Origin of the sequence: Ferroplasma sp., from assembly GCF_031200575.1 — an archaeon.
In the GTDB taxonomy this organism is placed as follows: domain Archaea; phylum Thermoplasmatota; class Thermoplasmata; order Thermoplasmatales; family Thermoplasmataceae; genus Ferroplasma.
The window spans coordinates 1,694,724-1,718,813 of sequence record NZ_CP133597.1 but is presented as its reverse complement, the minus strand read 5'-3'; the positions used below and the strand labels follow the sequence as shown (position 1 = coordinate 1,718,813).

Genomic DNA, 24,090 nt, shown 5'->3' with positions numbered 1-24,090 from the left:
AATTTATATAATCCTTTTGTATCATTTATTATGAAAATTTTGGTTTCATACGATGGATCAGAGGGTGCAAAAGAGGCTCTAAAATATGCTCTCGAACTAAAATGCAATTGTGATGAGTATTATGTATTATACGTTATTCCAACCATAGTTGGTATAAGTGCCAGCTTTGATTCCTATATACCGCAATCCGTGTATGAAGGCCAGGACAAAACAGCCAACGAAATCCTTGAAAAGGCCAAGAAAGTCTTGGAAAAGGAGGACGTAAAATATGAATTAATCAAGGGTAGCTCCAACGGAGAGGAGATCCCGAAAATAATACTTGAAACAGCCACAGAGAAGGGAGTAGATCTGATCGTCACAGGAACAAGGAAACTGCATGGATTCAGCAAGCTCCTCCTGGGTTCTGTGAGCTCTGGAATTATAGCACATGCTGAAATACCTGTAACTGTTGTACCACCTAAATAAAGGTACGTTAAATTTTTATAAACCACGAAAAATGAAATTCTTTATATATCCTTATAAAATAATGTGCCAATGGGAAGCATAAGACCGTCAAATATAAAAAGAATATCAGAAGAATTAGTTGATAATAATAAAGATCTGTTTAATGAGGACTTTAACCATAATAAGGAAATCCTGCACAGTTTCATAGAGAAGACTGTGACCAAGAAAACTGCAAATGCCATAGCAGGTTATATAACAAGGTATATACTGAAGAAAAAATCCAAGGAAAAGAACGAACTTGAACAGCTCGGGCTTGCATAAATAAATATTTTTGCATACAATAAATTATTATAAACTTAGAAATTATTTTTCTTCTGGAAGCTTTTCTGCCCTCCATTTATTCATGCCGCCTTCAAGATGGTATAGCTTTGTATATCCTTTCCTGACAAGCCTGTTGGCCGCAGCACGGCTTCTATGGCCTGTCTTGCATACAAGTATAATCGGTTCCTCCCTGGGGAATTTCTTCTCTATTTCATCTTCATTGCCAAGTTTGTAATGCACTGCCCCCTTAATATGGCCATGCCTGTATTCAAACCCGGTACGCACATCCACCACTGAATACTTCTCCTTCAATTCCAGCAACTGTTCAGGCGAAAGATTTTTCAATTCGTCCGGCTGGTTAAAATAATCAGCACCCCTAAAATAGTCTTTTATCCCCATCTTAAATCACCAGTTCATCTCCATTGTATATGCCTACAAATATTGGTGCTTCATTAATTATCCATTTCCTTGCCATGACCTCTCTCAATTTTTCTGTAACGTGGGACCATGCACTCAGGTCATCAAGCTCGTAGAGCACCACAAATTCCTGGTCCCCCAAACCGAAGGAATATGTTGTATAGGATATTATTCCCGGGCTTTCCTTATCACTTCTTGCTGTGCCTATATGCCCTGCAAGTATCTTTTTTCTTTCCTCATAATTTATGAGATACCATTCGCGATCCTTGCTCATGGGATATGCAACAAAATATTTTTTCGGTTCGGTTTTAAGCGTATCCTCCAGGCTCTTGCTGGCATTTGTATATGGTGAGTGCTCGTAAAGAGAAAACATGCTATATTCTGTTTTCCCATAAATCCCGAAAGCAGAGTTCAGCCCTTCCTTTAATTTTTCCAGTTTAATTGGCTCCTCTGAGGCAGCCCAGAATAATACATCGTTGTCATGCCTTATGGATTTGTAGTACTTTATGCTGATGAGGTTTTTTTTATACCCCTTTATAAAATCTATTATATTGCCGTTGATATTCGCCCTTTCCTCCATGGGAAGTGACCAGAATCTGCCGTTCAGCTTATATGCCAGAACATATGTATATATTGTCATTGATACCGGCTTAATAATCAGTTCACTGGATATAACTTTTATTAATCAAGTGTTTTCTGATTAGTATTTACGACCATATATTTTCTCAGGTCATACTCACTGGCCAGTATATAATTGAGGAGTTTGGTGATGCCTGTCTTGTCGAAGTCTACTGGCTCCAGGAGAACACTGCTTACAGGTATTTTAATATCGGCTTCCCCAAGCTTCTTCACATAATCATTCCTGTACTGGGAATTTATTGTTCTGGTATTTTTAGTGGGGATATTAACGCTGCATCTTTCAAGTTCTCTTGTAAAAATCGGCCTTTCGAATAGATAGTAAAGCACCTGAAGTGCATTATATCCAGCATTTTCTTCATCAAATTTCCTCATGCTGGATCCAACGACGCTGTATATATCGTGCTTGTTCTGCCCTGCTGCAGAAAATATCCTTGCCGGCTTAATCTCCTTCTCCTTCAAAATGCCAAGTTCTACCATGGCATTGAGATATCCGGTGAGCACGAGCCTGTGCATATTTATCCCTTTCTCCTCCAGGGACTTTTGTATGCCGGTTATTGATTTTTCCTCTCCGTTGATTTCGTTCAGTATAAGTTTGTATTTCTGTGTTTCCTCAAAATTTTCAATCATATATTTCACCTAATAGAAATTTTTCAAAATTTTCTGAATTTTTTATTGCATCTTCACAGATTTGCCGAGAACTGCCGGTAAATCCCTTCGGGTCCATGGCATCTTCCAGATCTTTTTCTGAAAGAAACCGGAGTATGCCATTTTTCAACAGCGCCTCTTTGAATGTTAATTTATTTTCGTAGGCAAGCATGGATGATCGCCTTACAAATTCATGGGACTCCTGCCTTGGCATGCCTTTCCTGGTCAGTGCCACGGTTATGCTTTCTGACATTATGAACTGGTCTTCATATGCTCTTTTCCTCATCTCTTCTTTATTAATAAACAGGTGTGAAAATACTCCTGTCATTTTGGTTATTATGTCGTCTAAAAGTATGGAAGCATATGGAATGGTAAACCTTTCAAGGGCACTGTTTGTAAGGTCCCTTTCGTGCCACTGCACACCGGCTTCATATTCAGGTATTATAAAGGACCTGGTCAATCTTGAAAGGCTCACAACGTTCTCTGACACTACCGGATTACGCTTTGATGGCATGGAACTTGAACCTACCTGCTTTTCACTATCAAAATACTCTGAGAGTTCATATATCTCCGGTCTCTGCAGGTTCCTAACCTCAGTTGCAAATTTCTCCATTGACACTGATATATTGTTGATTATTGATAAATATTCTATGTACCTATCCCTGCCTACTATCTGGGTTGATGCAGTTTCATGGGTGATTCCCAGTATATCGCATGCTTTTTCCTGTATTTTAAGTGCCATGGGCCCCAGCGCAGCGCCTGTACCCACCGGGCCAAGAATTTTTCCGGCAATTATTCGCCTTCTGGCCTCCATTATGCGTTCAAGATGCCTGTTGACCTCGGCAAGATAAACCGAAAACTTCAATCCCAGTGTTATGGGTGACGCATGCTGTCCGTGTGTTCTTCCAACCATAATTGTTTCCATGTTCTCCCTTATTATTTTTATCAGGGCCCTGTTGAGGCCTACCAGGTCTGATACAATGATATTTATTGCTCTCTTTATCTGTACTGCTGAAGCAGAGTCATTTATGTCATTTGATGTAACACCGAAGTGGACATAATTCCTCCCCTCTTTGCATTTTTCTGTGAGCGCCTCAACTATGGACATCACATCGTGGTTTATGGAACTCTCAATTTCCTTAACCCTTGAAAGCTGCACTTCATTGGAGTCCACCACTTTTTTAATATCAAGATACGCCTTCTCAGGTATAAGCCCATAATATGATTCTGCCTGTGCAATGGCGCTCTCCACGTTAAGCATTATATTTAATCTTGTTTTCTCTGAAAATATGGATTTTACTTCTTCCCTGCCATATCTGTAATCCAGTGGTGAAACTATCATGTAAGACTATTACATTTAGTTTAAAGTTTTTTTTGTTGCCATGGCGATCTGGTAGAATATACATGTGCCATATCATTAGATAAATAATGAATTCATCTAGGCTTCCGGGAATTTATTTTTCCAAAAAGGATTGTAACCATTGTAATTATAATGCCTGCACCTGTAAGAAGTGCTCCGGCCGCAGCTATATAGCTGGCATCTGTAACATTTCTGATTTCTGAATGCGAAATAAAATTGTAGTCTAATGTGGGCCTGCTGCCAGAAACCACTACATACCTGTAGGATCCATTAAGGTTTTCATACATGGGTTCTCCATCAATCTGCCTTGCGGGCGATACAGTGTAATTATGAATACTGGAAGAGTTAAATTTACCGGCGTCGGCTTTGAAAGCTGTACAGTTGACCAGCCCTGCTGAGGATGTATCAGAAGAAACCATTATGAGAATTTTGTTTTCTGTAAAATTGAATTCAGGCGATGTATAAATATCTCCTGAGTAATGTATTACAGTATTTCCAGATGGCTCTGAAGTAATAACCACAACTCCTGGTATTACCAGTGCTATTCCAGCTATTATTAGAACAATTCCCACCAGGACTTTCCTGCTTACCATTTATTTCACATTTAAGATTGTTATTTAGTCTTTTGTTAGAGCGACAGGTCTATTTTATTCTGATTGATTTCCTCCTCCATCTTCTCCACCCGTTTATTCACTTCATCCTCTGTGAGGCCGCATTCAAGGAGCTCCATGTAGAGTTCATAATTATCCTTTTCCGGATCAATCTCACCGGCGAATATCCTTATTGAGCCACATGCCTTATCCTCATAATTGAGCCTGTAGCTTATTTCCAGAGTCAGGTTTTTTTCCTCCATGAATTTTAATTTATGTATATAATCAGACATAATCCAGTATCGACTAATAGTATTATAAATTTCCATGGATGCTGATGCTACACCATACAACATTCACTTTCATACTTTATGGTCATGGGCATGTGCATCAAATGCAGAAACCAAGCACATAATAGGCATTACAGATTTCTCAGGGCGACAATTATTTTCACGTGGTTCTCATACCTGTGAGATTGAATCTAAAATCAACTTGTTTTGCCTTACCACTGTAATGTACGAAATTTATTTCATAAACGGGTGTTATGCTGAAGCTTAAGTTTATGCTATTATTTCCATACCTGGGCAAATTGAAGCCAATAGGTTGCTGTATGGAATAATTGCAAATATGTGTGGAGCTTATGTAACTGGTTTTATTATTATTTATGTGCATATTTATATTGTTAATAACAATTGATGTATCACTTACAGGAAAATTCAACTTTTGCCCAATTTTATAAGTCGAGATTGTGAGGAATATCTGAACTTTAGGGTGATAGTACCTGCTTGGGATATGTGCTATTATAAGGAATTCAGATTTGATACCGTGCTGCGTAATATTATCATAGAATTTACCCATTATGTATTGATCTACCTCCATAATTTTGGGTATATTATTAGAATTAACCGTCTTTATATTACTTGGTTCTGTGCTTAAATTATATCCTATATAGGTTATAGTAATACTTATTATGATCAATACCGTTAATATTTTCATAAATTTTTTTGTTTTTTTATCAATCAAGCAACCACCTCCAGTTTATAGATTATACACTATCATCTGGAATATTAAATTATTTCTTTATTTAAGTTGGGGAAACATAAGGAAATTGAGGAAATAGATGTAATATATTCATTGCTCTTTCTAGTATACTTTATATTGCCCAAGCTCAAACGCCTCACTTATTTGAATTTCGTACTTACCATTTTCAAATTCTGTCAGCTTTAGGTCACTATCTGTAATTTTGAATGTACTGGAATACTGTATCCAATTGTAAGGGGGATTTTTAATAGTGCCACCCTCATTTTGTTCAAAGTATTGATCAAAGCAGCTTCCAAATTCATGGACATTTTTTAGGTGATATTCCAGTATGAATCCCCATAAAAATGTCCAGTAACCATAAGAGATTGATGGCCGGTATACCCGGGCTTTAGCGCTTGTTACTCTTCCTGCATTTACTGTTATTTCATAGCCATTACTTATTTTATTTGCGGCAGTCTCCTGTGTTGTTGAAAATAACCATGACAGGTTGGGTATTGATATAACTGTTACCGCAAGTATAGTATTAAGGAACAACGTTGTCGCATTAACTGCATTTATCATCTTACTTATACAATTTTTCTGATGATTCTGAAAATAATTTTTATACATTGAATTATAAAATACCTTTCCCTAGGATTAACATCAAACACGTATTCAGTAATATTTACAGTTGCAGCATATGATGGACTTCTAACTACCTGACTACTGCTGCCTGAACCGTTAACAGTAATATTAAATCCTGGTGCTATAAATATTGCTGACATAACTATCCCTAAAATTGCCTTTTTATTTATAATGAAATCATTGCATGACTATATATATTTCGGTAACAATATTAGTGAATATTTTACCGGTTAATTATGTTGATAAGTATTGCACTAATCATCTTTCTCTCAGTATTGTATATTTCATTGGGATACCTGCCATTCCACTCATTCTTATACTAATTGAATTTGGTCATTACCTTTTCTTTCTTGCTAAATTTAAACATTTTACTGTTACACTTATCTATCATTGGCAACTCCTTTTCTTTTATCTTAGTATAAGTTTAAAGTATCTATAACCAATATTACATATTTTATTACCTCCTTGTTGTTCAAAAGAGGTATTTCTACCTGTTATTTAATGATCATTTCATTATTAACAGGGGATTTATATTTACACATAATATAGTACACAACCTTTGTTATGATGGTTTTCAAAAATAACATTATTTTCTACCTATTTATACAAGCTAAAATTGTGAAATTTCTATGTACAATGTAACAATACCCGTTAAAGAAAATTATTTATTATTATAAATCGCTTAATACAATCACAAATATTTATCCAGCCCGGTTTCCCATAACCTCCTCAGTGTTTCAATCTCCTCTGAAAGTATATATCTGCCCTTTTCTTTCAATTTTATTCCATTTTTTGAAGTCCTGCCTATCTTTCTTAATTGTATTCCAGAGAAAGACTTCAGGAATTTTTCCTCCTGTTCTGAGGCCACCTCAATCAGCATTCCTGTGCCCAGTTCTGAAAATAGTTTTTCATTGGTCCTTCCCGGCATTTCGGTAATATCAACATCAATGCCGAATCTACTTCCGAATGCCATTTCCAGCAATGCAACTATTAACCCACCTCCAGATATATCATGCATCGATTTTATATAACCCATTGATTTAATCACACTATCACGCAATGCCATTAGCTCCTTTATATTCGCTTCAGGAAGCATGGTATGTACTGTACCCATTTCATTTGAATACTGGCTTCCGGCAAGGTCCGGTATAACTGTACCTGCAAGATATAGTGGATTTCCTTCCCCTTTAATTTCCACGGTTTTAGAATCCCTGATATCCTTTATTTTACCAAGTAATAGCATATTCGGCGTGGGAAGTATTTCCTTTTCCGCCTCATTGTAAAAACTGACATTGCCTGAAACAAGTGGAATCCCTGTGGCCCTGCAAAAGTCTGATATTGCCCTGAGAGTCTCCATAAATCTGTACATTGTCTCAGGATTTTCAGGATTCCCGAAATTCAGTGCATCAACAATAGAATGTGGAATTCCGCCGCTGCTCAGTATATTTTTATAACCCTCGAAAAGTGTGTGCATTGTTCCGTTGTATGCGTCTATACCCACCATTTCAGGTTTAGACCCTGATGTTATGCACAGTCCCTGGTAGGAGCTTTCCAGTGGCTTGATTATTGTGGCATCGGAATGCGTCTCACTGTTAGGCATGCCAGTAAAGGGTTTAACAATAGTAGACCCCCTGACAGTAAAGTCATACTGCCTGACTATGTTGAATCTGGCACATATATTCGGCTTTGAAAGGAAATCCAGGATAAATTTCCTGTAATTATCGGGCTCCCTATCCATTACGTTTTTTTTCTCTACCTCAGGTTTTTTGAAATTTCTGGCATAAACAGGGCCGCCAGTGAGGAAAGAAAGCTCCATGTCAAGTATTTTTTCATTCCTGTATTTTATTACAAGGTTAGGGCTTTTCACTGTTTTGCCTATTATGGAGTACTCTATTCCCCATTTGTTGAATATAATGTCAAGTTCCTTCAGCCTTGAGGGGTTTATTGCAAGGAACATCCTCTCCTGCGATTCACTTACCCATATCTCCCATGGCTCCATGTTGGTATCCTTAAGAAGTACCCTATCCAGTTCTATAATGCCAGACATTCCACCTGCAAAAAGCATCTCACTTACAGCACTGGATAAGCCACCACCGCCGAGGTCCTTCATTCCGTCTATAATTCCTGCATCGTTAGCCTCCAGTATTGCATGTATAAGTGGCTCCTTTATGATCGGATTCCCCAGCTGCACTGCGTTTCTATTTGATTCGTCACCGGCATTTAGTATTTTAGATGCAAAATTGACACCATGTATCCCATCCCTCCCGGTCCTGCCACCGCAAACAATAAGGAAGTCTCCTTCAATGCCTATCCTGCTCCTGACAACATGGTCTTTCCTTACAATGCCTACACATCCTGCGTTCACCAGCGGAACGCCGTTATATATGCTGTTGAAGTTCACAGAACCTGCAACCGTGGGTATCCCAACCCTGTTTCCATAATCCCTGATGCCGGCTACAACACGGTTGATTATAAAACGTTCAGTAAGCTGCCCTTTCCTGTTATCGGGGTTGCCGAAATAGAGGGAATCTACAAGTGCCACAGGCTGTGCACCCATGCACAGTACATCTCTTATTATGCCCCCAACTCCTGTTGCAGCACCACCGTACGGCTCAATGGCACTTGGGTGGTTATGGCTCTCCATCTTAACCACATATGCATTTTCATCGTCAAAGGATATGACACCTGCATCATCCTCCATGGTTAGTATGGTATAATCGCTTTTCAGCCCGGAAAGATATTTTTTCAGGTAAAGTTTAGATGATTTATAGCATGAATGCTCGCTCCATCCCTGTGCTATTGCCTGAATCTCTATGTCTGTAGGATTTCTGCCAAGGCCTGTAAAATAATTTCTCAGCATAACCATTTCATCGTAGGTTAATCCCAGGCTGGAGGCCATATCCTTAAGTTTTTCCGGTGTACCGTCAATAATACTGTACATTTTATTCACTTATTTCCTCTATCTTATATTCCTGTATCACAGGATTTGTAAGCAGTTTCTCTGTAATTTCCCTTATTTCATCCATGCTATCCTTTTTATCCAGCGTGGTTTCAAATTCATAGGTTTTATATGAATAAACATTCTTTATGCCCCTGTAACCAGTGAGCTCGAGATTTCTCTTAATGCTCAAAGCCTCCGGGTCCTCTACATTTGGAAGGTATCTGATCTGAACCTTGATCCTCATAAAACTGTATTTTAATTATGAAATTAAATTTATTGTTTATCCTCACAAAATATCTTGGGGCAAAGCCTGCACAAAATTTAATATTTCATATCATCTTTAACCTTCATGGCCAGACTGGACAGAAGGGAGGCAGTTAGACTTTTCCGTATAAGGCTTGTTTCGTTCTCGCTTTCACTGGCATTTATAGTAGGATTCTTTATCTTTACATATTTTACCCTTAACACAGGGTATGCGGACAGGCATCTCCATATTTTCATTACGGGATTTACAGTGCTTATAGTGGCAGCACTTGGAACGGGAGTGGAAACTATTATACTTACCAGAACAGCAATATCACTCTTTACCGGGAAAAATATAAATGAGCTGAAGCCGGATGAAGCATCACAGGCCATAGCCAGGCTCAGGATACTCATAAAGAAATAGTTTCATTTCTCCCTGTGGAGTATCAGTATGTGTACCCTTCTTGCTATGTTTATCATGGGTCTTATAAGCAGCTGGGTACTGCCAACAATGAAGAGGTACACCCCAAGAGTGGCGTACTTTGACTCACTGGGAAGGAAAAATATACTTCCTATTACGAATTCGAGACCAACCATTATATCGTTTGCAATTGAAAGCCAGTCATAGAACCGCCTGACCTTTTTCTCCCTCACCGATTTCGAAGCGTAATTAAGAAGAGAATTGTTAACATCCCTGTTGTTCAAAAAAGAATCCAGGTTTACTATGATCTGGGAAAGGTAATCATTTTCCACTATTTCTTTCAGTCCTGATATGAAGGACTCTTCATTATTTTCCATGGCCTTTGAGAAACTGCTGTTGAATGATCCATCCCGCAGTATGATTATCAGGTGGGTAAACCATTCCTTTCCTATATATGGCCTGATTCTATCCATATCCAATTTAAAGTTCTCTATGTATGGTTTGCAGTAGTCAGCAAAAGCGTTTGAGTAATAAAAGTCAGGGGAGTTTATAATAGGGAAATCTGCGTAGAGGGTGAAATCATCCTCAGTTTTTTCTGCATCCTGACTCAATATGTCCATTATGAACTGTGCAATCTTCCTGTCAAGGTACATAACCTTAAGTATGCCTTCAATTAGGCGGTTCTTAACAGCATATCCTATAAATTTATTGAAAAGTGCTTCCTTGTCTGAATCACTTATATTGTACCTCACATCAGGCACATTTATGATCTCCAGAATGTTTTCATCAGAATATGTGCTTATTATCCTGTCATCCAGGAGTTTTTTGTAGATATCATCCCCGAACATGTAGGATACCAGGGGCTTTATGTTTTTCCACTTTAAATTGAATCCATAGGGGCTTCTCTGAATGGCATAAAGAAAATACAGTGGCCTGGCAAGTTCATTATCCATTATTCAGCATTTTCTGCACCCTAATATAATTTAGGTAGAAATGGCAGATGGCAATCTTATAAAATAAAAAATCTATATTGCATTGATAATATCCTTCAGGGCACTATACGGATTTTCATGTTTTTCAACAACTGTGCCTGTAACAATTATGTCTGCACCTGCATCCAGCACAGACCTGGCCTTTTCGTAATCCCTTATGCCTCCGCCTACTATAACCGGGATGTTTACAGCCTCCTTTATTCTGGTTATGACATTACATCCAACAGGTTCTGGAGCCCCTGACCCTGCTTCCAGGTAAAGCAATTTAAAACCAAAAAATTCAGCAGCAACAGCATAGGAAAGTGCAGTGTTCTCATCCTCCCTGCCTATGAGCTTTGCATTTCCAACCCTGCCAACTGTCATGCCCGGCTCAAATACCAGATACCCCATGGGGATTGTCTCTATTCCCAGTTTTTTCAGGACCGATGCTGATCCTATCTGATGGCCTACTATGTAGTCAATATTGGTTGAATTCATCAGCATCATGTAGTATATTGCATCAGCATACCTGCTGATCATGGTCCTTGATCCGGGGAAAATAATAATCTGCTTCTCTGTTTTTGCCCTTATTTTCTCAATGGTTATATCCATTAAATGTGAATTTATGTCTGTTGAACCTCCTATAAGAAAGAAATCGGTGCCAGCCCTGTCTGCTTTCTCCGCCAGGTCTCCTGATTTTTCAGGGGATTGTGCTGCCGGGTCTATCAGCGTCATATGCACTTTTTTGTATTTCAGGATTGACATGATATTCCTGTAAACATTCACTATTATTCACCTTAATTTATCAGTTACAGGTATTGCTATAGTAAACTTACATATAAACTCATCTAAATATTTTTTTAACGTTCAAAACAAAAGGTTTAAAAATTCGTAATTTTGAAAAGAACAATATTTAATAAATTATATGTAATACACCATATAATGTTAGACCCAGCCCGCAAATATTTTCACTGCACAGATAGGGAAAGGGCAATATTCGAGGCGGGCATAAAACTGGGTGGCATATTTCATCAGTATATAGGTGTGCCTGTAAATGAGGGCAATATAAAGGAAATTTCACGGGCAATAGAAAAAAGTGTATCAGTACAGCCCTTTGTTAAGCATGTATCCGTAGAAATTAATTTGGGAGGCCAGAGCACATCGTTCCAGTATACATCTCTCTCAGGAGAAATGATGGATGTAAGGTTGACCGTTGAATATAATGGTCAGGTGGTAAGGGCAGGGATGCATTATGTGCAGGACCTGAATTACCCGCTGATGTATTTGGAGGAATAATAATGGCAATAAAAGTAGGGATAACCGGACCAATCGGTTCTATAAAGACTGAGGCATTGAATAAGATTATGGATATGCTTAGAAACAATGGAAAGTTAATAGAGGGTACGCTTGTATCTGAAAAAATTGAGCACGGAAAGGTTCTTGCCTATTATATTACGGATATTCTTACAAAGAGAAAGGTTGAATTTGCCAGAAGCGATCTTGTATCAAGGGTAAAGGTGGACAAACTTGGTGTGGATACAAAGGCGCTGGAAGAACTCCTGGTTCCTAGCCTCCAGAAATCCAGAGAGGAGGCAGATGTTATAATAATAGATGAGCTTGGGAAAATTGAAAATACAACCAAGCAGATAAAGGCTGAGATAGAGGAAACAATGAAATCTGACAAATCAATAATAGTGACTCTCCATAAAAAATCCAGAAATCCTGTACTGCAGGAATTCCGTGGTTATGAAAGTGTGAGGGTTTTTGATATTACCCCTATTAACAAGAATATACTGCCATTTAAAATTTTAAAGGTATTGAATGGAGAGGAAGAATCAATTTAAGACGTTATCAGAGGGTTCCGTAAGGATAATGGCCCCTGATAATTTTTACATAAAAGGTCCTGGCGCCAGGACTGCAGGTTTTTATAATCTGGACCAGAAACTTAACAGGGATATTACAGTTTCATTTCTAAGGACAGTAAAGCCAAGGGTGGCACTGGATGCTTTCGGCGGTACCGGCATCAGGGGCCTGAGGATTAACAGGGAAGCTGGCATAAAGACCGTTATTTCTGAGATAAATAAAAAATCATTCCAGTATATTAAAATCAACAGGGACCTAAATGGGTCTGATGTTGAGGTATACAACAAAACGTTCCAGGCAGTACTGAACGACTTCCTTTTCGATTACATAGATATAGACCCTTACGGGTCAGTGCTTCCATATATTGATGATGCCATGCTTAATCTCAGGAATAAGGGATACATAGGAATCACCCCCACGGACCTTACTGCCCTTACCGGGTCCATGGAGAGGAAAACATTCAGGCGCTACAGGGCGTCAATAATCAACGATACCTACAGGCACGAATCAGGCATACGCCTGCTAATAGGAGAAATTGTCAGGCGTGCAGCTGCCATGGATAAGGCCGCAGTACCCATGATATCCCTCTGGCACTCCCATTATTACCGGGTCATATTCCAGATAATTTCATCATCTTCCATGGCAGACAGGCAGCTGGAGAAAATAGGCACATTCAACCGGCACACAGGGCTGGCAGCAGAATACCGGGAATCCAGTGAAGGCCCAATATGGCTGGGCAATCTTAATTCGGATGTGGTTAAAAACCTGAATATAATTGAAAATCCTGATAAATTGTTTTTAAAATCACTGGATGCTGTAAAGAACAATGACCTTTCACTGTATTTCGCAGATATGGCAGATTTTGCAAGAATTATACACCGCGATTCCATAGGAGTGGAATCAAGCATGGAAAAACTGGCTGCAAATGGCATACAATGCGGGAGATCCCAGTTTTCAGATACAGGCATAAAAGTTTTAGTCCCGGTAAGCGATGCCCTGCATCTGATTTATTGAGAGTATCCGGAGTTATTTTCCTTCTCTGCCACGAATGAGGATATATCTATTCCTGCATCTGAAAGGACAGTGACCATTGCAGTTTCAAAATCTATAAACTGCATGCCTGATAGCAGATCCCTTGCCTTTATTATAGCCTCCTTTTTTGTCATTTTTCCTGAGGCTGATGCTGCCTCCAGCATTCTGTCTATCAAAGGTTTTTCAGCCGCCTCTGAGAAAAGTTCATCAACATCAACTGAAAAATCCAGCGGCACTATAACCCCTTCAGTGCTGAAATTTGGAACGTACTTTCCATCCTTTTCAACTATGAGTTTCTCATTAAGGGAAGCTTCAATAAAACGTTCCACAACATCTGGGGGAAGCAGAGCACGTTTGAATGACAGTGTATTGATAAAATCTGACCTGCTATAACCTACGGCCTTTTTCATGGCCACCAGGGCTATGAGTTTTCTTGCCATATCCTTATTCATGCCGGTAAATCATTTATTTACTTATAATTATTCTGCATTGCATTTTCCTTTATCTGTTCCAGTATGGAATCAGCCAGTTTTTCTATCTCATCCCTGTTGTTTCCCCATGCAGATACCTCCACCTCAACCCACGGCTCTCCATTCTCATCTACTTTTGGGTGTGTTTTTATGTATGCATTGCTATCATATTTTTTCATAAGGTCGGCTATTAAAGGTGCTATTAGGCTTTCCTTTACACCATACAGGTTTTCAGATCTATCAGTATACTGGAATCCGGGTACTTTTATCCTGTTTCTTATCCCCTCCATGATGGATTTTACCTCCCCGGGAACACCAGGGACTATTATAAATGTCTTACCGGAGATTTCCATGTAAATTCCAGGGGCTGTTCCAGCCCTGTTTTCCAGTGGTTCTGACCCTTCAGGCAGGATGGACATTTTTTCCCTGGCAGGCGTCATATACTCTGTCTTCTTGAGTATCATATCCATAGCTTCCTGATTTTTTACAAGATTCAATCCAAAGCATCTGGAGAATCCCTTCAGTGTCATATCGTCATAGGTGGGTCCCAGGCCACCGGAAGATACAATTATATCGCCTGCCTCAAAAGCCTCCCTGAATGCATTAGATATCTCGTCAAGATTATCCCTGACAATTATCCCTTTTACAACATCGTATCCTGAATACGTGAGCAATTCTCCTATATACGAAAAATTTGTGTTTACAGTCCTGCCCTTCAATATTTCGTTTCCAACTGTAATTATAACGGCTTTCATAATTTAATATAATGCAATAATATAAAAATAATGTGCAATACACCTACTTTCACATGCGAACATATCCGGATATAGATTTAATAATAATCAAACGTTAAAAATGTGATTATATGAAAATTGAAAGCGTACGGGTAATCAGCAGGGAAAAGGTGGAACAGCCAGTTTACAGATATGTCAAACCTACAGATTATTACAAAAGCATACTGGGCGAAGTATCGCCTACTGAGGCCGCCATGATCAACGAGGTTTGCACCCTTGAGATGAGGGCAGGAGATTATGCAGCGTATTATAACACAACATCAGATGTCGCAGATTTCGCAGTTGACCTCTCAAAAAAATTGAATGGGCTAGACGTTTCTGAAATTAATATGGCCTGGGATATGCTTTACAGGCTCTCGCTTCCCCTGGGAAGAGCCGGTGTTATGATGCATGCCCTCAGTGCAATCAACATTCTTATGTATGACCTTTATTCAAGGTATCTCGGCGTTCCGGCTTACCGTATAATGGGTGGACCCACACGGAAAAAAATAAGGGCTTATGCCTCACACCTGCATCCGACAGCCATACCAGAACTGCAGGAAGAGGCCAGGAAGTATGTATCAGAGGGCTATAAAACCATGAAGATGAGATTTATTTCTGGTCCATCCGATATCAATGGGATAGATAAAAACATAGAACTTGTGAGATCCATAAGAGATGCCGTAGGATACGATGTTGAGCTGGCCGGTGACGCCTGGATGTCATGGAATTATAGCTTTGCACTTAAAATGGTAAAGAAGCTTGAAAAATATGATATGGCATGGGTAGAGGAACCATTTATGCCTGATGATTTCGAGTCCATGAAAATGCTAGCACTGAAAACAGATATACCCATATCAGAGGGGGAGCACCATTATCATATATATGATTTTAAAAGATTGCTGGATGCTGGCATAAGGATACTGCAGCCAGATGCTGTCTGGACGGGCGGCATAACACCCATGAAAAAGATAGCCGCGCTTGCCGAAACCTATGGAGCCATAATTGTTCCGCACACGGGAAATGTTTACAACCTCCACTGCATAATATCCGAACCGGAAAGCGTAACTCCTGTTGCAGAGTTTCTGACCAAATACAGGGAGTGGATGGAGCAGGATATGGAAGGCATACCATTCCCTGTAAAGGGTTACATTGAACTTAGTGAAAACCCCGGGTTCGGGATAGAATACAAAAAATCAAATTAATTAAAATATTTCATATTTTTACAGACAAGTAGTAAGTAAACTATGGTGAGACAAATGGCAGAAAATATTTTCAGGGTAAAAATTATTAAAACAGGCGAATCCTGGGTTCCTGGCCCAGAGGTGTACAGAATGACCGGATGGAATTCCTGGGAACTTCTGCATTTCCATATGGTCCTGGCCTACAATGGGGATACCAACTTTTTGATAAATACAGGGCTCCCAGAGGATCTAACGGAGAGAAACAATGCAATGGTGCAATTTGCCGGAGAGCGTGCAAAATTTATCTCACTGGATTCAATTGATATCCTAAAAAAGATGGGATTCCCTCTAGGCAGCATAGAAAATATATCATTTACGCCACTGCAGGACTATACAACCGGAAGAGCAGATATGTTTCCACAGGCAACATACCATATACTGAAAAAAGGCTGGATAGATGATATCGTTGTACCGGGAGAACATAATAAAGAGAGGAATCTCTTTGTGCCTGAAAGGATTCTCCGGTATTTTGAATTTGCGGCCCGCAGTAGGATAAAGTATTTTGATGCAGAATTAATCACCGAACTGGTACCGGGAATAGGTGCATTATGGGTAGGATGCCATCACAGAGCATCCCTTGCATTTGTGATAAATACATCAGCTGGAAAGGTTATATTCACGGATGCAGCATTCAAGGTAGGCAATATCACTAATAAAATTCCCATGGGCATTGCAGAAAATATATTCGAATGCTACCGGGCTTACAGGTTTATGGAACATTATGGAAGGATACTTCCGGCCTATGATCCGGAAATAACAGGTATGGAATTCTGATTCTGTTCCCTTTATATTCAGAGAATTTAAGTTATTTATATTAATAATTATATAATAGATTCACAAAAAATTATTGAGTAAGTACTGGTTAATTATATGGTAATATTCATGCCAGATAGGTTAAGAGAATGGTACGTACCAAGATCGGGGCCACTTCATATACGGGCGGTAATTGGCCTTACATTCTATCCATATACACTTATGGTAAGCTCTCTGGTATTTTTCGGCAGCTTCTTTTCCCATAACATCCATATAATGAGGACTATATATCTGTTCATAACATTTGCCATATGCCTCGGGATTTCTGCCCATTGCTTTGATTCTTCCCTTAAGAAATCTCCCGGCCCATGGGCGAATTATATCCCGCGTAACATATTGATAATTGCAGGGATTGTATCCCTTATTGGGGGGCTTTCCTTTTCCTTTTATTTTGCATTTTTTGTGGTCCATTTTCTAATACTGGCCGGGCTGGTGGAGATTTTCTTTGTATTTGCTTATAACCTCGAACTCTTTGGGGGATTTTTCCATAATAATATATTTCTTGCTTTCTCAACAGGTTCAATGCCAATTGCATCCGGTTATATTGTTCAGGGAGGAAATAATTTCTTAATAATATTGATAATGTTAGCAACAGGATATTCTCTGCTCCAAATACAGATTCAGGCATCAAGGCCCTACAGATCACTGATCCGTGGTGAGCTTATTGATGCCAGCAAACTGGTAAAGTACTATGAGAAGATATTAAAATCTGTAGTGATTTTTTCTTTATTGCTGGCATTGCTGGTAGTGATAACAAATACCGGGCTTTAAATATCCATAATATTTTTATATATTACGCTGGTATGAATTGTTTAAATAGTCCATATACAATATCTACAGCTAAATCTATCATAGAACGTTAAATATTATTAAAATTTTTTTGTACATTTAGATGTGATATATGGAATAGTCTGGAAATTACTATATATACAATAGTAAAGATATATTCAAAGGTGAATTTATGGTTGAAAGCAGGACTTATGATGATGCGGCTCTTTCAGGTACACATTTTAAATGGACGCTGATAGCTTCCCTTGGGGATTTTCTTGATGCAGGCATGCTTGCGGGAACTGGTATTACGCTCCTGGCAATAGGAACCCTTCTAAATTTTACGACACTGGAAGATGGACTTCCCGCACTGATAACACTTCTTGGTGCCGCTTTTGGGGCACTAACTTTCGGAAGGCTTGGTGATAAATTTGGAAGGAAGTTCATTTATCAATTGGATATGCTAATATACGGGGCTTCATCAATACTTTTAGCAATTACCGGGGTCTTTCCATCAAGGATATTCAATATCGTTTGGGCAATGGTTTTCTATGCCATGGTAGGGATCGCTGTTGGAGCTGATGTTCCGACCTCATGGAGTTTAATAACTGAATTCTCGCCTAAAAATTATCGTGGAAGATTGATGAGTATAACTACAATAATGTGGTATGTTGGAGTTTTGGTAGAGCTGGGGATAGCAATTGCCCTATACAATACGGGAATGATACTGTTCAGAACCATATGGATATTCTTGGGTTTACTTGCATTTGTCAGCTGGATATTAAGAAGGGACCTTACGGAATCTCCAAGATTCGATATGATGCGCGGTAATAAAACTGACCTTGAAAAGTCTGCAAAGAAACTGCATATAAACATCAGTGAAGAGGAAAATAAAAAATTTACCATAAAAAAATATAAGGAACTTTTCAGGAATTATGGCTGGTTCATGTTACTTGCCTGGTTTCTTTACCTTATGTGGGGAATTCCTGCATCCACATACGGTGAATTTTTCCCTTATATATTCAGCTCACTCCATCTTGTCAGCCTGAGGGATACTTATGCCTTTGAGGCAGTATATTTTGGAAGTGCCATAGTACCAGGACTTGTTATTTTCTATTACCTATCAGACCGTGTAGGCAGGGTGCCGTTATATCTAACAAGTGCAGTTATGGCAGCAATATCGTTTTTCCTCCTAATATACCCCCCGTTTCTCAAAAACGTTTACGTACTTCTGATTTCATTCCTCCTCTTTGGAATAGGCCAGGGGCTTGGTATATGGCCCACAACAAGATTACTGTCCCTAGAGCATTTTCCCACAAGCCTAAGAAATTCTGGGCAGGGTTTTGTCTGGTTTACTATGAGATTCGAGGCAGGGATATTCGGGCTTTTTACGCCAATGATTGTCGCCTTCGGCATTGGATATATAGGATGGATAGCCGGTATTTTCTTCGTAATGGCATTTGTAGTGGTACTGTTCCTGTATATGTTTAAACCTGAATATGTGAGAACTGAGAGAAAATCTCTTGAGGAAACTTCCCGGGATGAGGTTTTATGAAATTATAAATTTTAATTGTATAGGTACCTTAAATTTCATTTTTTGTTATAGATTATTTTAAATTCTCTGCTCTTAGGTATTGACATTATCAAATCCTGTTATAGCAGGTCGAATTAATGTTTTTGCAAATCATTGCAGATTGACCAGCATTCCACCATCTACAAGGAGTTCAGATCCATTTACATATGTATTTTCATCTGAAACCAGAAACAGTGCAGGTGTGGCAATGTCAGAAGGTGTACCGAGCCTTCCCAGCGGTATCCTCTTTTCCATGTAACTTTTCTTTTCCAGATTAGATAAATCCTCACGGTTTATATCAGTAACAATGGTTCCAGGTTCAAGAGAATTTACCATTATTCCATGCTCCCCTAATACGATTGCCAATGAATGCATTAATCCATTCATTGCAGATTTTGTCGTTGTATAATGTGCCTGGTATTTCCCGCCCACTATGGCACTTATAGAACTGATAAAAAGTATTCTCCCTCTGGTACCTGCCTCAATCATCATTTTCGAAATTTCCTGGGTTATAAAGAAGTGGCTTTCCACATTAACCTTCCATACCATATCGAAGAGTTTCATATCAATATCAAAAAAATCCCTAAATGGGCATATGCCTGCATTGTTAACAAGTATGTCTACTGTGCTGAATTTAGTTTTTATATATTTAATCAATCCATCCAGTTCTTCCATATTGGACTGATCTATTTTGTATTTTTCTCCGGTAACACCCTTACCCCTTATATAATTTAATGTTTCTTCAGCCGCTATATCATTGCTTGCGTATGTAATTATCACATTCGCACCCCGGTCTGCAAGGGCAGTGGCAATAGCACTTCCTATTCCCCTTGACCCGCCTGTTACTACAGCATTTTTATTTCTAAAATCCATCAAAATCACCCATTATACTGTCTAATTCCTGATTTAATAATAACGTTAAAAATATAAGTATTACTCAGGACATGTTTTAATTATAATGTTATTTCTTGAATTTTTTGGATAAAAAGAACCTGTTCTTTTCCGCCCATTCTCTTATAATTTTTCCTGTGGCTTTTCTCATATATTCTTCAAGGGCTGATTTTGAAAGTCCTGTTACAGCAGATAGCTCTGTTAAATACTTCTCACGAGGAATATTGAAGTAACCATTCTGATAGGCCATGTATAGTGCAAAAGCCTCCTGTTCCGTTAGGTTAAACGCACCGTCTATACGCTCTGTCCTCATGGTGTTCTTCATATAGAAATATGGCATCTCCCCAATATCAGAAAGTCTTGTTCTTAGATCCCTCACATTTTCTCCCGGTACTATGGCCATAATATATTCGAAGTTTTCAGAAATAAGGTCATTGTGGTATATAGCACCGTTTTCATAGAGAACTGATGCAATCATACTTTCATATTTTTCCCGGAATGTAACATCATACAGATTTCTTCTGTAAGGGCTAACTGAAACCCTTAGCAGCTCTTTCACTGCCGCAGAATGTTTGAAATTTCTTATAAAATTCTTAAATTCATTCTCGGATTCAGACTTAACCTCTATGGTTCCAAAAATATAGTTTCTATCCCTGTACACACTGCTACTTACAGTATGTATATTCACCTTCAAGTTTTCTGTGACCTCTGTCCAGCATTGTGGATGGTGCATCTGGAAATTCACCTCCACGTATTGTTCACTGCCGTCCTCCATGAGAACCATAATTTATTATGGACAATACTATATTTAAACTTTTCCTATATCTATTAACTCTTATTAAAAGTATATTTCCTAAAAATTACATGTTTTTGAATATGGAATCATATATGTTTTTTATCTCATCCTCTTTCTTTTCCGTATTTGCCAGTTTCTTTATCTTAGCCTTATCAAGATACCACTGGTTAACGCGCCATGTTTTTCCATGCACTATATTTATTTCCTCCCTGAAAGTTGTCACTATGCCGTATTCCTCAAGGTTATAAAACACGTCCCGCTCAGAGGCCGACAGTACATTATCAAGCACATAATCCTCGTACCCGAAAAATGATAGAATAAAATCGCAGAGATCTTCAGAATCCTTAGATGACATACCCTTATTGCCGTATATGTTTGATATGGCCTTCAACAATTCCTCCCTGCTTACAGTCATGCGCTTATTATTAATAACCTGTTATTAAATATTATCACTATATTTTAAATAGTATTATAGTTTTTAGTATTATTCAGCCTATATAACCATTTCTTCTATACTTGAATTCTCGTAGGCTGAAATCCTGCTTCCTGGAGATATATCCATAACAGAACCTGGCTTGTACTTTACCGGTATTTTTCCATCAATGTAACCTGTGCCGGCATCAACCTTGATTATGCTTCCTGATTCTACTTCTATGCTTTCACCCGCCCTTACATAATGCTCTTTTACTAACTTTCCATCTGCACTGTATAGTGTTTTAGAATAACCATATGCAGTATCTTCCCTCCCACTGTAAAGTTCCCTGATGGTTTTCAGGTCCTTCTCACTATCAACGCCCATCCAGAAAGCGTCTTCACAGTATACACCCATCTGGTTATTGCTCACCAGGTATGGAAATGCAGATTTCTCGACGTCTTTTTCCATATATTTCATGAAAAATACAGGAAATGCAGATTTTTTAATGTAATACATGCCCGCATTTATATAGTGATCCAGCAATGGCTTTTCCCTGAAGTTATCCACCTTGTCACCGGAAAACTCAACTATGCCGTAGGGACTCTGCATTTTTGTTACGTACATAATCATGCTGTAATCCCTGGACTGGGAAAAGCTCACAAAGTTTTTGAAATTTATATCTGTCACAGTATCTCCGTTCCTGACAATTACATCCTGATCAATATGGTTCATGAGATTTGAAAGAGAAAAGAGTGTTCCCATGGGTTTTTCCTCTTTGAGGTAATGAATGTTAATATCTTTATAATCTTTATACCGGTCCTCTATTATCTCACTCAGATAACCGGAAAGTATGTAAACATCCGTAATGCCAATGTTTTTAAAATCAAAAAGCTGCCTGTCCATTATTGTATAGTTGTCTTTTATTTCCACAAGGGCCTTCGGTATATGGTCGGTTATTGGTTTCAAGCGTTTGCCGTATCCACCGGCAAGAATAGCACCTATCATAGGAATGTGATTAAAACCTTTTATAATTAATTTTGCGGTATGATTTCATTATAATGTTGTACTTCTAATCGCTTGAATATATTATTCCAGGCATTAAGATTACCACCTTATACATTTATACATTATTCGTTATATATCTATTTAGATGTGTATAAGTTTAAACTATACACAATCATATGTGCCATTTATGTGTATCCGTTCAGTTCGAATTGCCTTCGTATGCCATCTCCATTGAGTGGTTTTTTCTCTTTGAATACATTTTCATGGGAATAATAAAGCATGCCTGCAATATCATTAAATATCTTCTTCTAATATAACTCAGTACTGCCTATTTCAGATGTAAAGCTATTTGAGTTCTGAACTTTGCAAAGAGTTTTTAATTAATTAAATTTTATTCTGCTTAATCGATCCTTATATTTTGCTATTACAATTCCTACCTCATATGCCTTTATTGTTAATATTATAATATGAAGTTATTATTTTTATGTCAATATAAAATTCATTTTAATTCCCAGTTTTCTATTTGAAAGCCTTCCAATGCAGCAATTTCATTGAAATCACTATCGTGTGTAATTAATATTCCTTTGACACCTATTGTATAAGAGGCAGTCAAGATATCTACATCATCTGGACCGTGTTTACTTTTAGGTCTGGATTTCAATTCCTTATATATTTTGGAGCCTATCTCCGATATTTCATAATTTATTGGTCCAATTTTAATACTTTTTCTAAAATATTGTTTTATTTTACTAACAGCAGGGTTGCTAATAACTGAAAGACCTCTTGCAAATTCATAATAGTTTAAGACGGTTGTAATAATAGGATCATCATTAAGGACATGGTTATTGAATCGACGCATAAAATTTTCATTATTTTTTGACAAAGCTATTAAAGCATTGGTATCAAGAATGTATTTTACCAAACTTTGAACCTCTTAATGCTTCATCTTCAATTTTACGCTTTTCCTTTGCATCAATTTTGCTGTACGCATCCTGGATTATTAATATAGAAATCAGTTTAACTAAACGCTTAGAAATTTCCTTATCTGTGAGTCTTGATGCACTATTTATGAATTCTTTATTGTTTGATATATTTTCCATTAGCATCTCAAAGATATTATTTATATTAGAAACGTCGTTGTATTTAGAAATGACGTTCTTTCCTATATTTTTTATGCGTTTAATAATTTCATTATCCTCTAATTTAGAATGGATCTTTGATACCGTATTTATGTTTTGAACAAGGCTAGTTAGATTATCGGTTCTATTCAATGTATTGATTTCATTGTGTGTTTTGAATTGGTAGGTATCATTTCTACCTGTGAACTTTAAATCCTCTACAAATTTATTCGCAATTCGAGGACGTTCATTTATGGATGTAAATGTATTGGTGCGTATTTTATACATTTTTATCACACAGATTTACTTATATTTATATCCCCATTCTTATTTATAGTTATTTTCCATTTAGAGCTGACTTGATATAGTTTTCCATTTTCATATGAAGTTGAAATCGAGACTATGTTTGAGTAGATTTCAGGCGACTCTTTCTGTTCTTCAGTTAGCCTGGCACTTATCTTCTCCGTAATTTCATTGGGGACACCAAAAGTTACCTGACATCTTGGTTTACCCGTAACTAAATCTATAACTCTTTGTACAGATAAAACTTCCACTTCATATTCCATAATGGTTAATGGTTAATTATAGTATAAATATTTACAGTTTGGCATACACTATTGCCATGTCATGATAATAATGGTAACCATACTTAAGAAACTTCGTTGTTGCTGT

General features: G+C 38.0%; 32 protein-coding genes. 10 read left to right on the top strand and 22 right to left on the bottom strand.

Going from position 1 to position 24,090, the window contains the following annotated elements:
• The first annotated feature begins 30 nt into the window (after positions 1 to 30).
• Both RE471_RS09085 and RE471_RS09080 read left to right on the top strand, forming a co-directional pair.
• On the top strand, positions 31 to 465 hold the full coding sequence (locus RE471_RS09085) for a universal stress protein (protein ID WP_309214544.1): 435 nt from the start codon (positions 31 to 33) through the stop codon (positions 463 to 465).
• Between the two features lie 69 nt (positions 466 to 534).
• A complete protein-coding gene (locus RE471_RS09080) occupies positions 535 to 765 on the top strand; it encodes a 30S ribosomal protein S17e (protein ID WP_009886546.1) in 231 nt (76 codons plus the stop codon).
• Between the two features lie 42 nt (positions 766 to 807).
• Here RE471_RS09080 and RE471_RS09075 read toward each other — a convergent pair whose 3' ends face one another.
• The 11 genes from RE471_RS09075 to purS form a co-directional block, all read right to left on the bottom strand.
• Positions 808 to 1,164: a rhodanese-like domain-containing protein gene (locus RE471_RS09075; protein WP_309214542.1), complete on the bottom strand. Its 357-nt coding sequence runs from the start codon at positions 1,162 to 1,164 to the stop codon at positions 808 to 810.
• Position 1,165: 1 nt separating this feature from the next.
• A complete protein-coding gene (locus tag RE471_RS09070) occupies positions 1,166 to 1,822 on the bottom strand; it encodes a chlorite dismutase family protein (RefSeq protein ID WP_309214541.1) in 657 nt (218 codons plus the stop codon).
• Positions 1,823 to 1,863: 41 nt separating this feature from the next.
• On the bottom strand, positions 1,864 to 2,448 hold the full coding sequence (locus tag RE471_RS09065) for a hypothetical protein (protein WP_309214540.1): 585 nt from the start codon (positions 2,446 to 2,448) through the stop codon (positions 1,864 to 1,866).
• A complete protein-coding gene (purB, locus tag RE471_RS09060; RefSeq protein WP_309214539.1) occupies positions 2,441 to 3,808 on the bottom strand; it encodes an adenylosuccinate lyase in 1,368 nt (455 codons plus the stop codon). The genes RE471_RS09065 and purB overlap by 8 nt, the downstream gene beginning before the upstream one ends.
• A 92-nt stretch (positions 3,809 to 3,900) precedes the next feature.
• Positions 3,901 to 4,419: a hypothetical protein gene (locus RE471_RS09055; RefSeq protein ID WP_309214538.1), complete on the bottom strand. Its 519-nt coding sequence runs from the start codon at positions 4,417 to 4,419 to the stop codon at positions 3,901 to 3,903.
• Between the two features lie 35 nt (positions 4,420 to 4,454).
• On the bottom strand, positions 4,455 to 4,709 hold the full coding sequence (locus RE471_RS09050; RefSeq protein WP_309214537.1) for a hypothetical protein: 255 nt from the start codon (positions 4,707 to 4,709) through the stop codon (positions 4,455 to 4,457).
• A 157-nt stretch (positions 4,710 to 4,866) separates the two neighbouring features.
• Complete coding sequence (locus RE471_RS09045) at positions 4,867 to 5,439, bottom strand: hypothetical protein (protein ID WP_309214536.1); 573 nt, start codon at positions 5,437 to 5,439, stop codon at positions 4,867 to 4,869.
• 120 nt (positions 5,440 to 5,559) lie between these two features.
• Positions 5,560 to 6,018, bottom strand: a complete 459-nt coding sequence (locus RE471_RS09040; protein ID WP_309214535.1) for a hypothetical protein — start codon at positions 6,016 to 6,018, stop codon at positions 5,560 to 5,562.
• Between the two features lie 5 nt (positions 6,019 to 6,023).
• Positions 6,024 to 6,221 carry a hypothetical protein gene (locus RE471_RS09035; protein ID WP_309214534.1) on the bottom strand — a complete coding sequence of 66 codons (198 nt, stop codon included), beginning with the start codon at positions 6,219 to 6,221 and terminating at the stop codon, positions 6,024 to 6,026.
• A gap of 551 nt (positions 6,222 to 6,772) precedes the next feature.
• Entirely contained in the window at positions 6,773 to 9,022 is a 2,250-nt protein-coding gene (gene purL / locus RE471_RS09030) for a phosphoribosylformylglycinamidine synthase subunit PurL (RefSeq protein WP_309214533.1), read from the bottom strand.
• Between the two features lies 1 nt (position 9,023).
• A complete protein-coding gene (gene purS / locus RE471_RS09025) occupies positions 9,024 to 9,266 on the bottom strand; it encodes a phosphoribosylformylglycinamidine synthase subunit PurS (protein ID WP_309214532.1) in 243 nt (80 codons plus the stop codon).
• Positions 9,267 to 9,371: 105 nt separating this feature from the next.
• On the opposite strand from purS, the gene RE471_RS09020 reads away from it, so the two are divergent.
• A complete protein-coding gene (locus RE471_RS09020; protein ID WP_309214531.1) occupies positions 9,372 to 9,689 on the top strand; it encodes a hypothetical protein in 318 nt (105 codons plus the stop codon).
• Between the two features lie 2 nt (positions 9,690 to 9,691).
• On the opposite strand, the gene RE471_RS09015 is transcribed toward RE471_RS09020, so the two are convergent.
• Positions 9,692 to 10,639 carry a YrhK family protein gene (locus RE471_RS09015; RefSeq protein ID WP_309214530.1) on the bottom strand — a complete coding sequence of 316 codons (948 nt, stop codon included), beginning with the start codon at positions 10,637 to 10,639 and terminating at the stop codon, positions 9,692 to 9,694.
• Between the two features lie 72 nt (positions 10,640 to 10,711).
• Positions 10,712 to 11,443, bottom strand: a complete 732-nt coding sequence (locus RE471_RS09010; protein WP_309214529.1) for a geranylgeranylglyceryl/heptaprenylglyceryl phosphate synthase — start codon at positions 11,441 to 11,443, stop codon at positions 10,712 to 10,714.
• A 156-nt stretch (positions 11,444 to 11,599) separates the two neighbouring features.
• Here RE471_RS09010 and RE471_RS09005 point away from each other — a divergent pair, with 156 nt between their 5' ends.
• Genes RE471_RS09005 through RE471_RS08995 form a run of 3 tightly spaced genes read left to right on the top strand, consistent with a single transcriptional unit; the run spans position 11,600 to position 13,534 of the window.
• Positions 11,600 to 11,953, top strand: coding sequence for a dihydroneopterin aldolase family protein (locus RE471_RS09005; protein WP_309214528.1), 354 nt, complete (start codon positions 11,600 to 11,602; stop codon positions 11,951 to 11,953).
• Between the two features lie 2 nt (positions 11,954 to 11,955).
• A complete protein-coding gene (locus RE471_RS09000) occupies positions 11,956 to 12,501 on the top strand; it encodes an NTPase (RefSeq protein WP_309214527.1) in 546 nt (181 codons plus the stop codon).
• Positions 12,479 to 13,534: a N2,N2-dimethylguanosine tRNA methyltransferase gene (locus tag RE471_RS08995; protein ID WP_309214526.1), complete on the top strand. Its 1,056-nt coding sequence runs from the start codon at positions 12,479 to 12,481 to the stop codon at positions 13,532 to 13,534. The genes RE471_RS09000 and RE471_RS08995 overlap by 23 nt, the downstream gene beginning before the upstream one ends.
• Here the strand turns inward: RE471_RS08995 and RE471_RS08990 are convergent.
• Positions 13,528 to 14,004, bottom strand: coding sequence for a DUF2240 family protein (locus RE471_RS08990; RefSeq protein ID WP_309214525.1), 477 nt, complete (start codon positions 14,002 to 14,004; stop codon positions 13,528 to 13,530). The two genes, RE471_RS08995 and RE471_RS08990, sit on opposite strands and share 7 nt — an antisense overlap.
• A gap of 17 nt (positions 14,005 to 14,021) precedes the next feature.
• Positions 14,022 to 14,777 carry a molybdopterin-binding protein gene (locus tag RE471_RS08985; RefSeq protein ID WP_309214523.1) on the bottom strand — a complete coding sequence of 252 codons (756 nt, stop codon included), beginning with the start codon at positions 14,775 to 14,777 and terminating at the stop codon, positions 14,022 to 14,024.
• 110 nt (positions 14,778 to 14,887) lie between these two features.
• Here RE471_RS08985 and RE471_RS08980 point away from each other — a divergent pair, with 110 nt between their 5' ends.
• The 4 genes from RE471_RS08980 (at position 14,888) to RE471_RS08965 (ending at position 19,175) form a co-directional block, all read left to right on the top strand.
• A complete protein-coding gene (locus RE471_RS08980; RefSeq protein WP_309214522.1) occupies positions 14,888 to 16,000 on the top strand; it encodes an enolase C-terminal domain-like protein in 1,113 nt (370 codons plus the stop codon).
• 54 nt (positions 16,001 to 16,054) lie between these two features.
• Positions 16,055 to 16,813 carry a hypothetical protein gene (locus RE471_RS08975; RefSeq protein ID WP_309214521.1) on the top strand — a complete coding sequence of 253 codons (759 nt, stop codon included), beginning with the start codon at positions 16,055 to 16,057 and terminating at the stop codon, positions 16,811 to 16,813.
• 96 nt (positions 16,814 to 16,909) lie between these two features.
• Positions 16,910 to 17,623, top strand: coding sequence for a hypothetical protein (locus tag RE471_RS08970; RefSeq protein WP_309214519.1), 714 nt, complete (start codon positions 16,910 to 16,912; stop codon positions 17,621 to 17,623).
• A 190-nt stretch (positions 17,624 to 17,813) separates the two neighbouring features.
• On the top strand, positions 17,814 to 19,175 hold the full coding sequence (locus RE471_RS08965) for an MFS transporter (protein ID WP_309214517.1): 1,362 nt from the start codon (positions 17,814 to 17,816) through the stop codon (positions 19,173 to 19,175).
• A 129-nt stretch (positions 19,176 to 19,304) separates the two neighbouring features.
• Here RE471_RS08965 and rhaD read toward each other — a convergent pair whose 3' ends face one another.
• From rhaD to RE471_RS08930, 7 genes are all read right to left on the bottom strand, one after another.
• On the bottom strand, positions 19,305 to 20,066 hold the full coding sequence (gene rhaD, locus RE471_RS08960) for an L-rhamnose 1-dehydrogenase (protein WP_309214516.1): 762 nt from the start codon (positions 20,064 to 20,066) through the stop codon (positions 19,305 to 19,307).
• A gap of 88 nt (positions 20,067 to 20,154) precedes the next feature.
• Positions 20,155 to 20,868 (bottom strand): helix-turn-helix domain-containing protein, encoded by a 714-nt coding sequence (locus tag RE471_RS08955; RefSeq protein ID WP_309214515.1) that lies wholly within the window; start codon positions 20,866 to 20,868, stop codon positions 20,155 to 20,157.
• Positions 20,869 to 20,944: 76 nt separating this feature from the next.
• Complete coding sequence (locus tag RE471_RS08950; RefSeq protein WP_309214514.1) at positions 20,945 to 21,295, bottom strand: DUF6015 family protein; 351 nt, start codon at positions 21,293 to 21,295, stop codon at positions 20,945 to 20,947.
• 78 nt (positions 21,296 to 21,373) lie between these two features.
• The gene (locus RE471_RS08945) at positions 21,374 to 22,300 is read right to left on the bottom strand and encodes a nucleotidyltransferase family protein (protein ID WP_309214513.1); all 927 of its coding nucleotides are present in this window, start codon (positions 22,298 to 22,300) and stop codon (positions 21,374 to 21,376) included.
• A gap of 499 nt (positions 22,301 to 22,799) precedes the next feature.
• On the bottom strand, positions 22,800 to 23,222 hold the full coding sequence (locus RE471_RS08940; protein ID WP_309214512.1) for a PIN domain-containing protein: 423 nt from the start codon (positions 23,220 to 23,222) through the stop codon (positions 22,800 to 22,802).
• Positions 23,203 to 23,706: a hypothetical protein gene (locus tag RE471_RS08935; protein WP_309214511.1), complete on the bottom strand. Its 504-nt coding sequence runs from the start codon at positions 23,704 to 23,706 to the stop codon at positions 23,203 to 23,205. The genes RE471_RS08940 and RE471_RS08935 overlap by 20 nt, the downstream gene beginning before the upstream one ends.
• Before the next feature lie 5 nt (positions 23,707 to 23,711).
• Complete coding sequence (locus RE471_RS08930) at positions 23,712 to 23,984, bottom strand: hypothetical protein (protein WP_309214510.1); 273 nt, start codon at positions 23,982 to 23,984, stop codon at positions 23,712 to 23,714.
• Between the last annotated feature and the right edge of the window lie 106 nt (positions 23,985 to 24,090).

Coding starts and splice junctions, on each gene's coding strand:
- RE471_RS09085 (WP_309214544.1), top strand. CDS start 31: ATGAAAATTTTGGTTTCATACGATGGATCAGAGGGTGCAAAAGAGGCT.
- RE471_RS09080 (WP_009886546.1), top strand. CDS start 535: ATGGGAAGCATAAGACCGTCAAATATAAAAAGAATATCAGAAGAATTA.
- RE471_RS09075 (WP_309214542.1), bottom strand. CDS start 1,164: ATGGGGATAAAAGACTATTTTAGGGGTGCTGATTATTTTAACCAGCCG.
- RE471_RS09070 (WP_309214541.1), bottom strand. CDS start 1,822: ATGACAATATATACATATGTTCTGGCATATAAGCTGAACGGCAGATTC.
- RE471_RS09065 (WP_309214540.1), bottom strand. CDS start 2,448: ATGATTGAAAATTTTGAGGAAACACAGAAATACAAACTTATACTGAAC.
- purB (WP_309214539.1), bottom strand. CDS start 3,808: ATGATAGTTTCACCACTGGATTACAGATATGGCAGGGAAGAAGTAAAA.
- RE471_RS09055 (WP_309214538.1), bottom strand. CDS start 4,419: ATGGTAAGCAGGAAAGTCCTGGTGGGAATTGTTCTAATAATAGCTGGA.
- RE471_RS09050 (WP_309214537.1), bottom strand. CDS start 4,709: ATGTCTGATTATATACATAAATTAAAATTCATGGAGGAAAAAAACCTG.
- RE471_RS09040 (WP_309214535.1), bottom strand. CDS start 6,018: ATGATAAATGCAGTTAATGCGACAACGTTGTTCCTTAATACTATACTT.
- RE471_RS09035 (WP_309214534.1), bottom strand. CDS start 6,221: ATGTCAGCAATATTTATAGCACCAGGATTTAATATTACTGTTAACGGT.
- purL (WP_309214533.1), bottom strand. CDS start 9,022: ATGTACAGTATTATTGACGGTACACCGGAAAAACTTAAGGATATGGCC.
- purS (WP_309214532.1), bottom strand. CDS start 9,266: ATGAGGATCAAGGTTCAGATCAGATACCTTCCAAATGTAGAGGACCCG.
- RE471_RS09020 (WP_309214531.1), top strand. CDS start 9,372: ATGGCCAGACTGGACAGAAGGGAGGCAGTTAGACTTTTCCGTATAAGG.
- RE471_RS09015 (WP_309214530.1), bottom strand. CDS start 10,639: ATGGATAATGAACTTGCCAGGCCACTGTATTTTCTTTATGCCATTCAG.
- RE471_RS09005 (WP_309214528.1), top strand. CDS start 11,600: ATGTTAGACCCAGCCCGCAAATATTTTCACTGCACAGATAGGGAAAGG.
- RE471_RS09000 (WP_309214527.1), top strand. CDS start 11,956: ATGGCAATAAAAGTAGGGATAACCGGACCAATCGGTTCTATAAAGACT.
- RE471_RS08995 (WP_309214526.1), top strand. CDS start 12,479: ATGGAGAGGAAGAATCAATTTAAGACGTTATCAGAGGGTTCCGTAAGG.
- RE471_RS08990 (WP_309214525.1), bottom strand. CDS start 14,004: ATGAATAAGGATATGGCAAGAAAACTCATAGCCCTGGTGGCCATGAAA.
- RE471_RS08985 (WP_309214523.1), bottom strand. CDS start 14,777: ATGAAAGCCGTTATAATTACAGTTGGAAACGAAATATTGAAGGGCAGG.
- RE471_RS08980 (WP_309214522.1), top strand. CDS start 14,888: ATGAAAATTGAAAGCGTACGGGTAATCAGCAGGGAAAAGGTGGAACAG.
- RE471_RS08975 (WP_309214521.1), top strand. CDS start 16,055: ATGGCAGAAAATATTTTCAGGGTAAAAATTATTAAAACAGGCGAATCC.
- RE471_RS08970 (WP_309214519.1), top strand. CDS start 16,910: ATGGTAATATTCATGCCAGATAGGTTAAGAGAATGGTACGTACCAAGA.
- RE471_RS08965 (WP_309214517.1), top strand. CDS start 17,814: ATGGTTGAAAGCAGGACTTATGATGATGCGGCTCTTTCAGGTACACAT.
- rhaD (WP_309214516.1), bottom strand. CDS start 20,066: ATGGATTTTAGAAATAAAAATGCTGTAGTAACAGGCGGGTCAAGGGGA.
- RE471_RS08955 (WP_309214515.1), bottom strand. CDS start 20,868: ATGGTTCTCATGGAGGACGGCAGTGAACAATACGTGGAGGTGAATTTC.
- RE471_RS08950 (WP_309214514.1), bottom strand. CDS start 21,295: ATGACTGTAAGCAGGGAGGAATTGTTGAAGGCCATATCAAACATATAC.
- RE471_RS08945 (WP_309214513.1), bottom strand. CDS start 22,300: ATGATAGGTGCTATTCTTGCCGGTGGATACGGCAAACGCTTGAAACCA.
- RE471_RS08935 (WP_309214511.1), bottom strand. CDS start 23,706: ATGTATAAAATACGCACCAATACATTTACATCCATAAATGAACGTCCT.
- RE471_RS08930 (WP_309214510.1), bottom strand. CDS start 23,984: ATGGAATATGAAGTGGAAGTTTTATCTGTACAAAGAGTTATAGATTTA.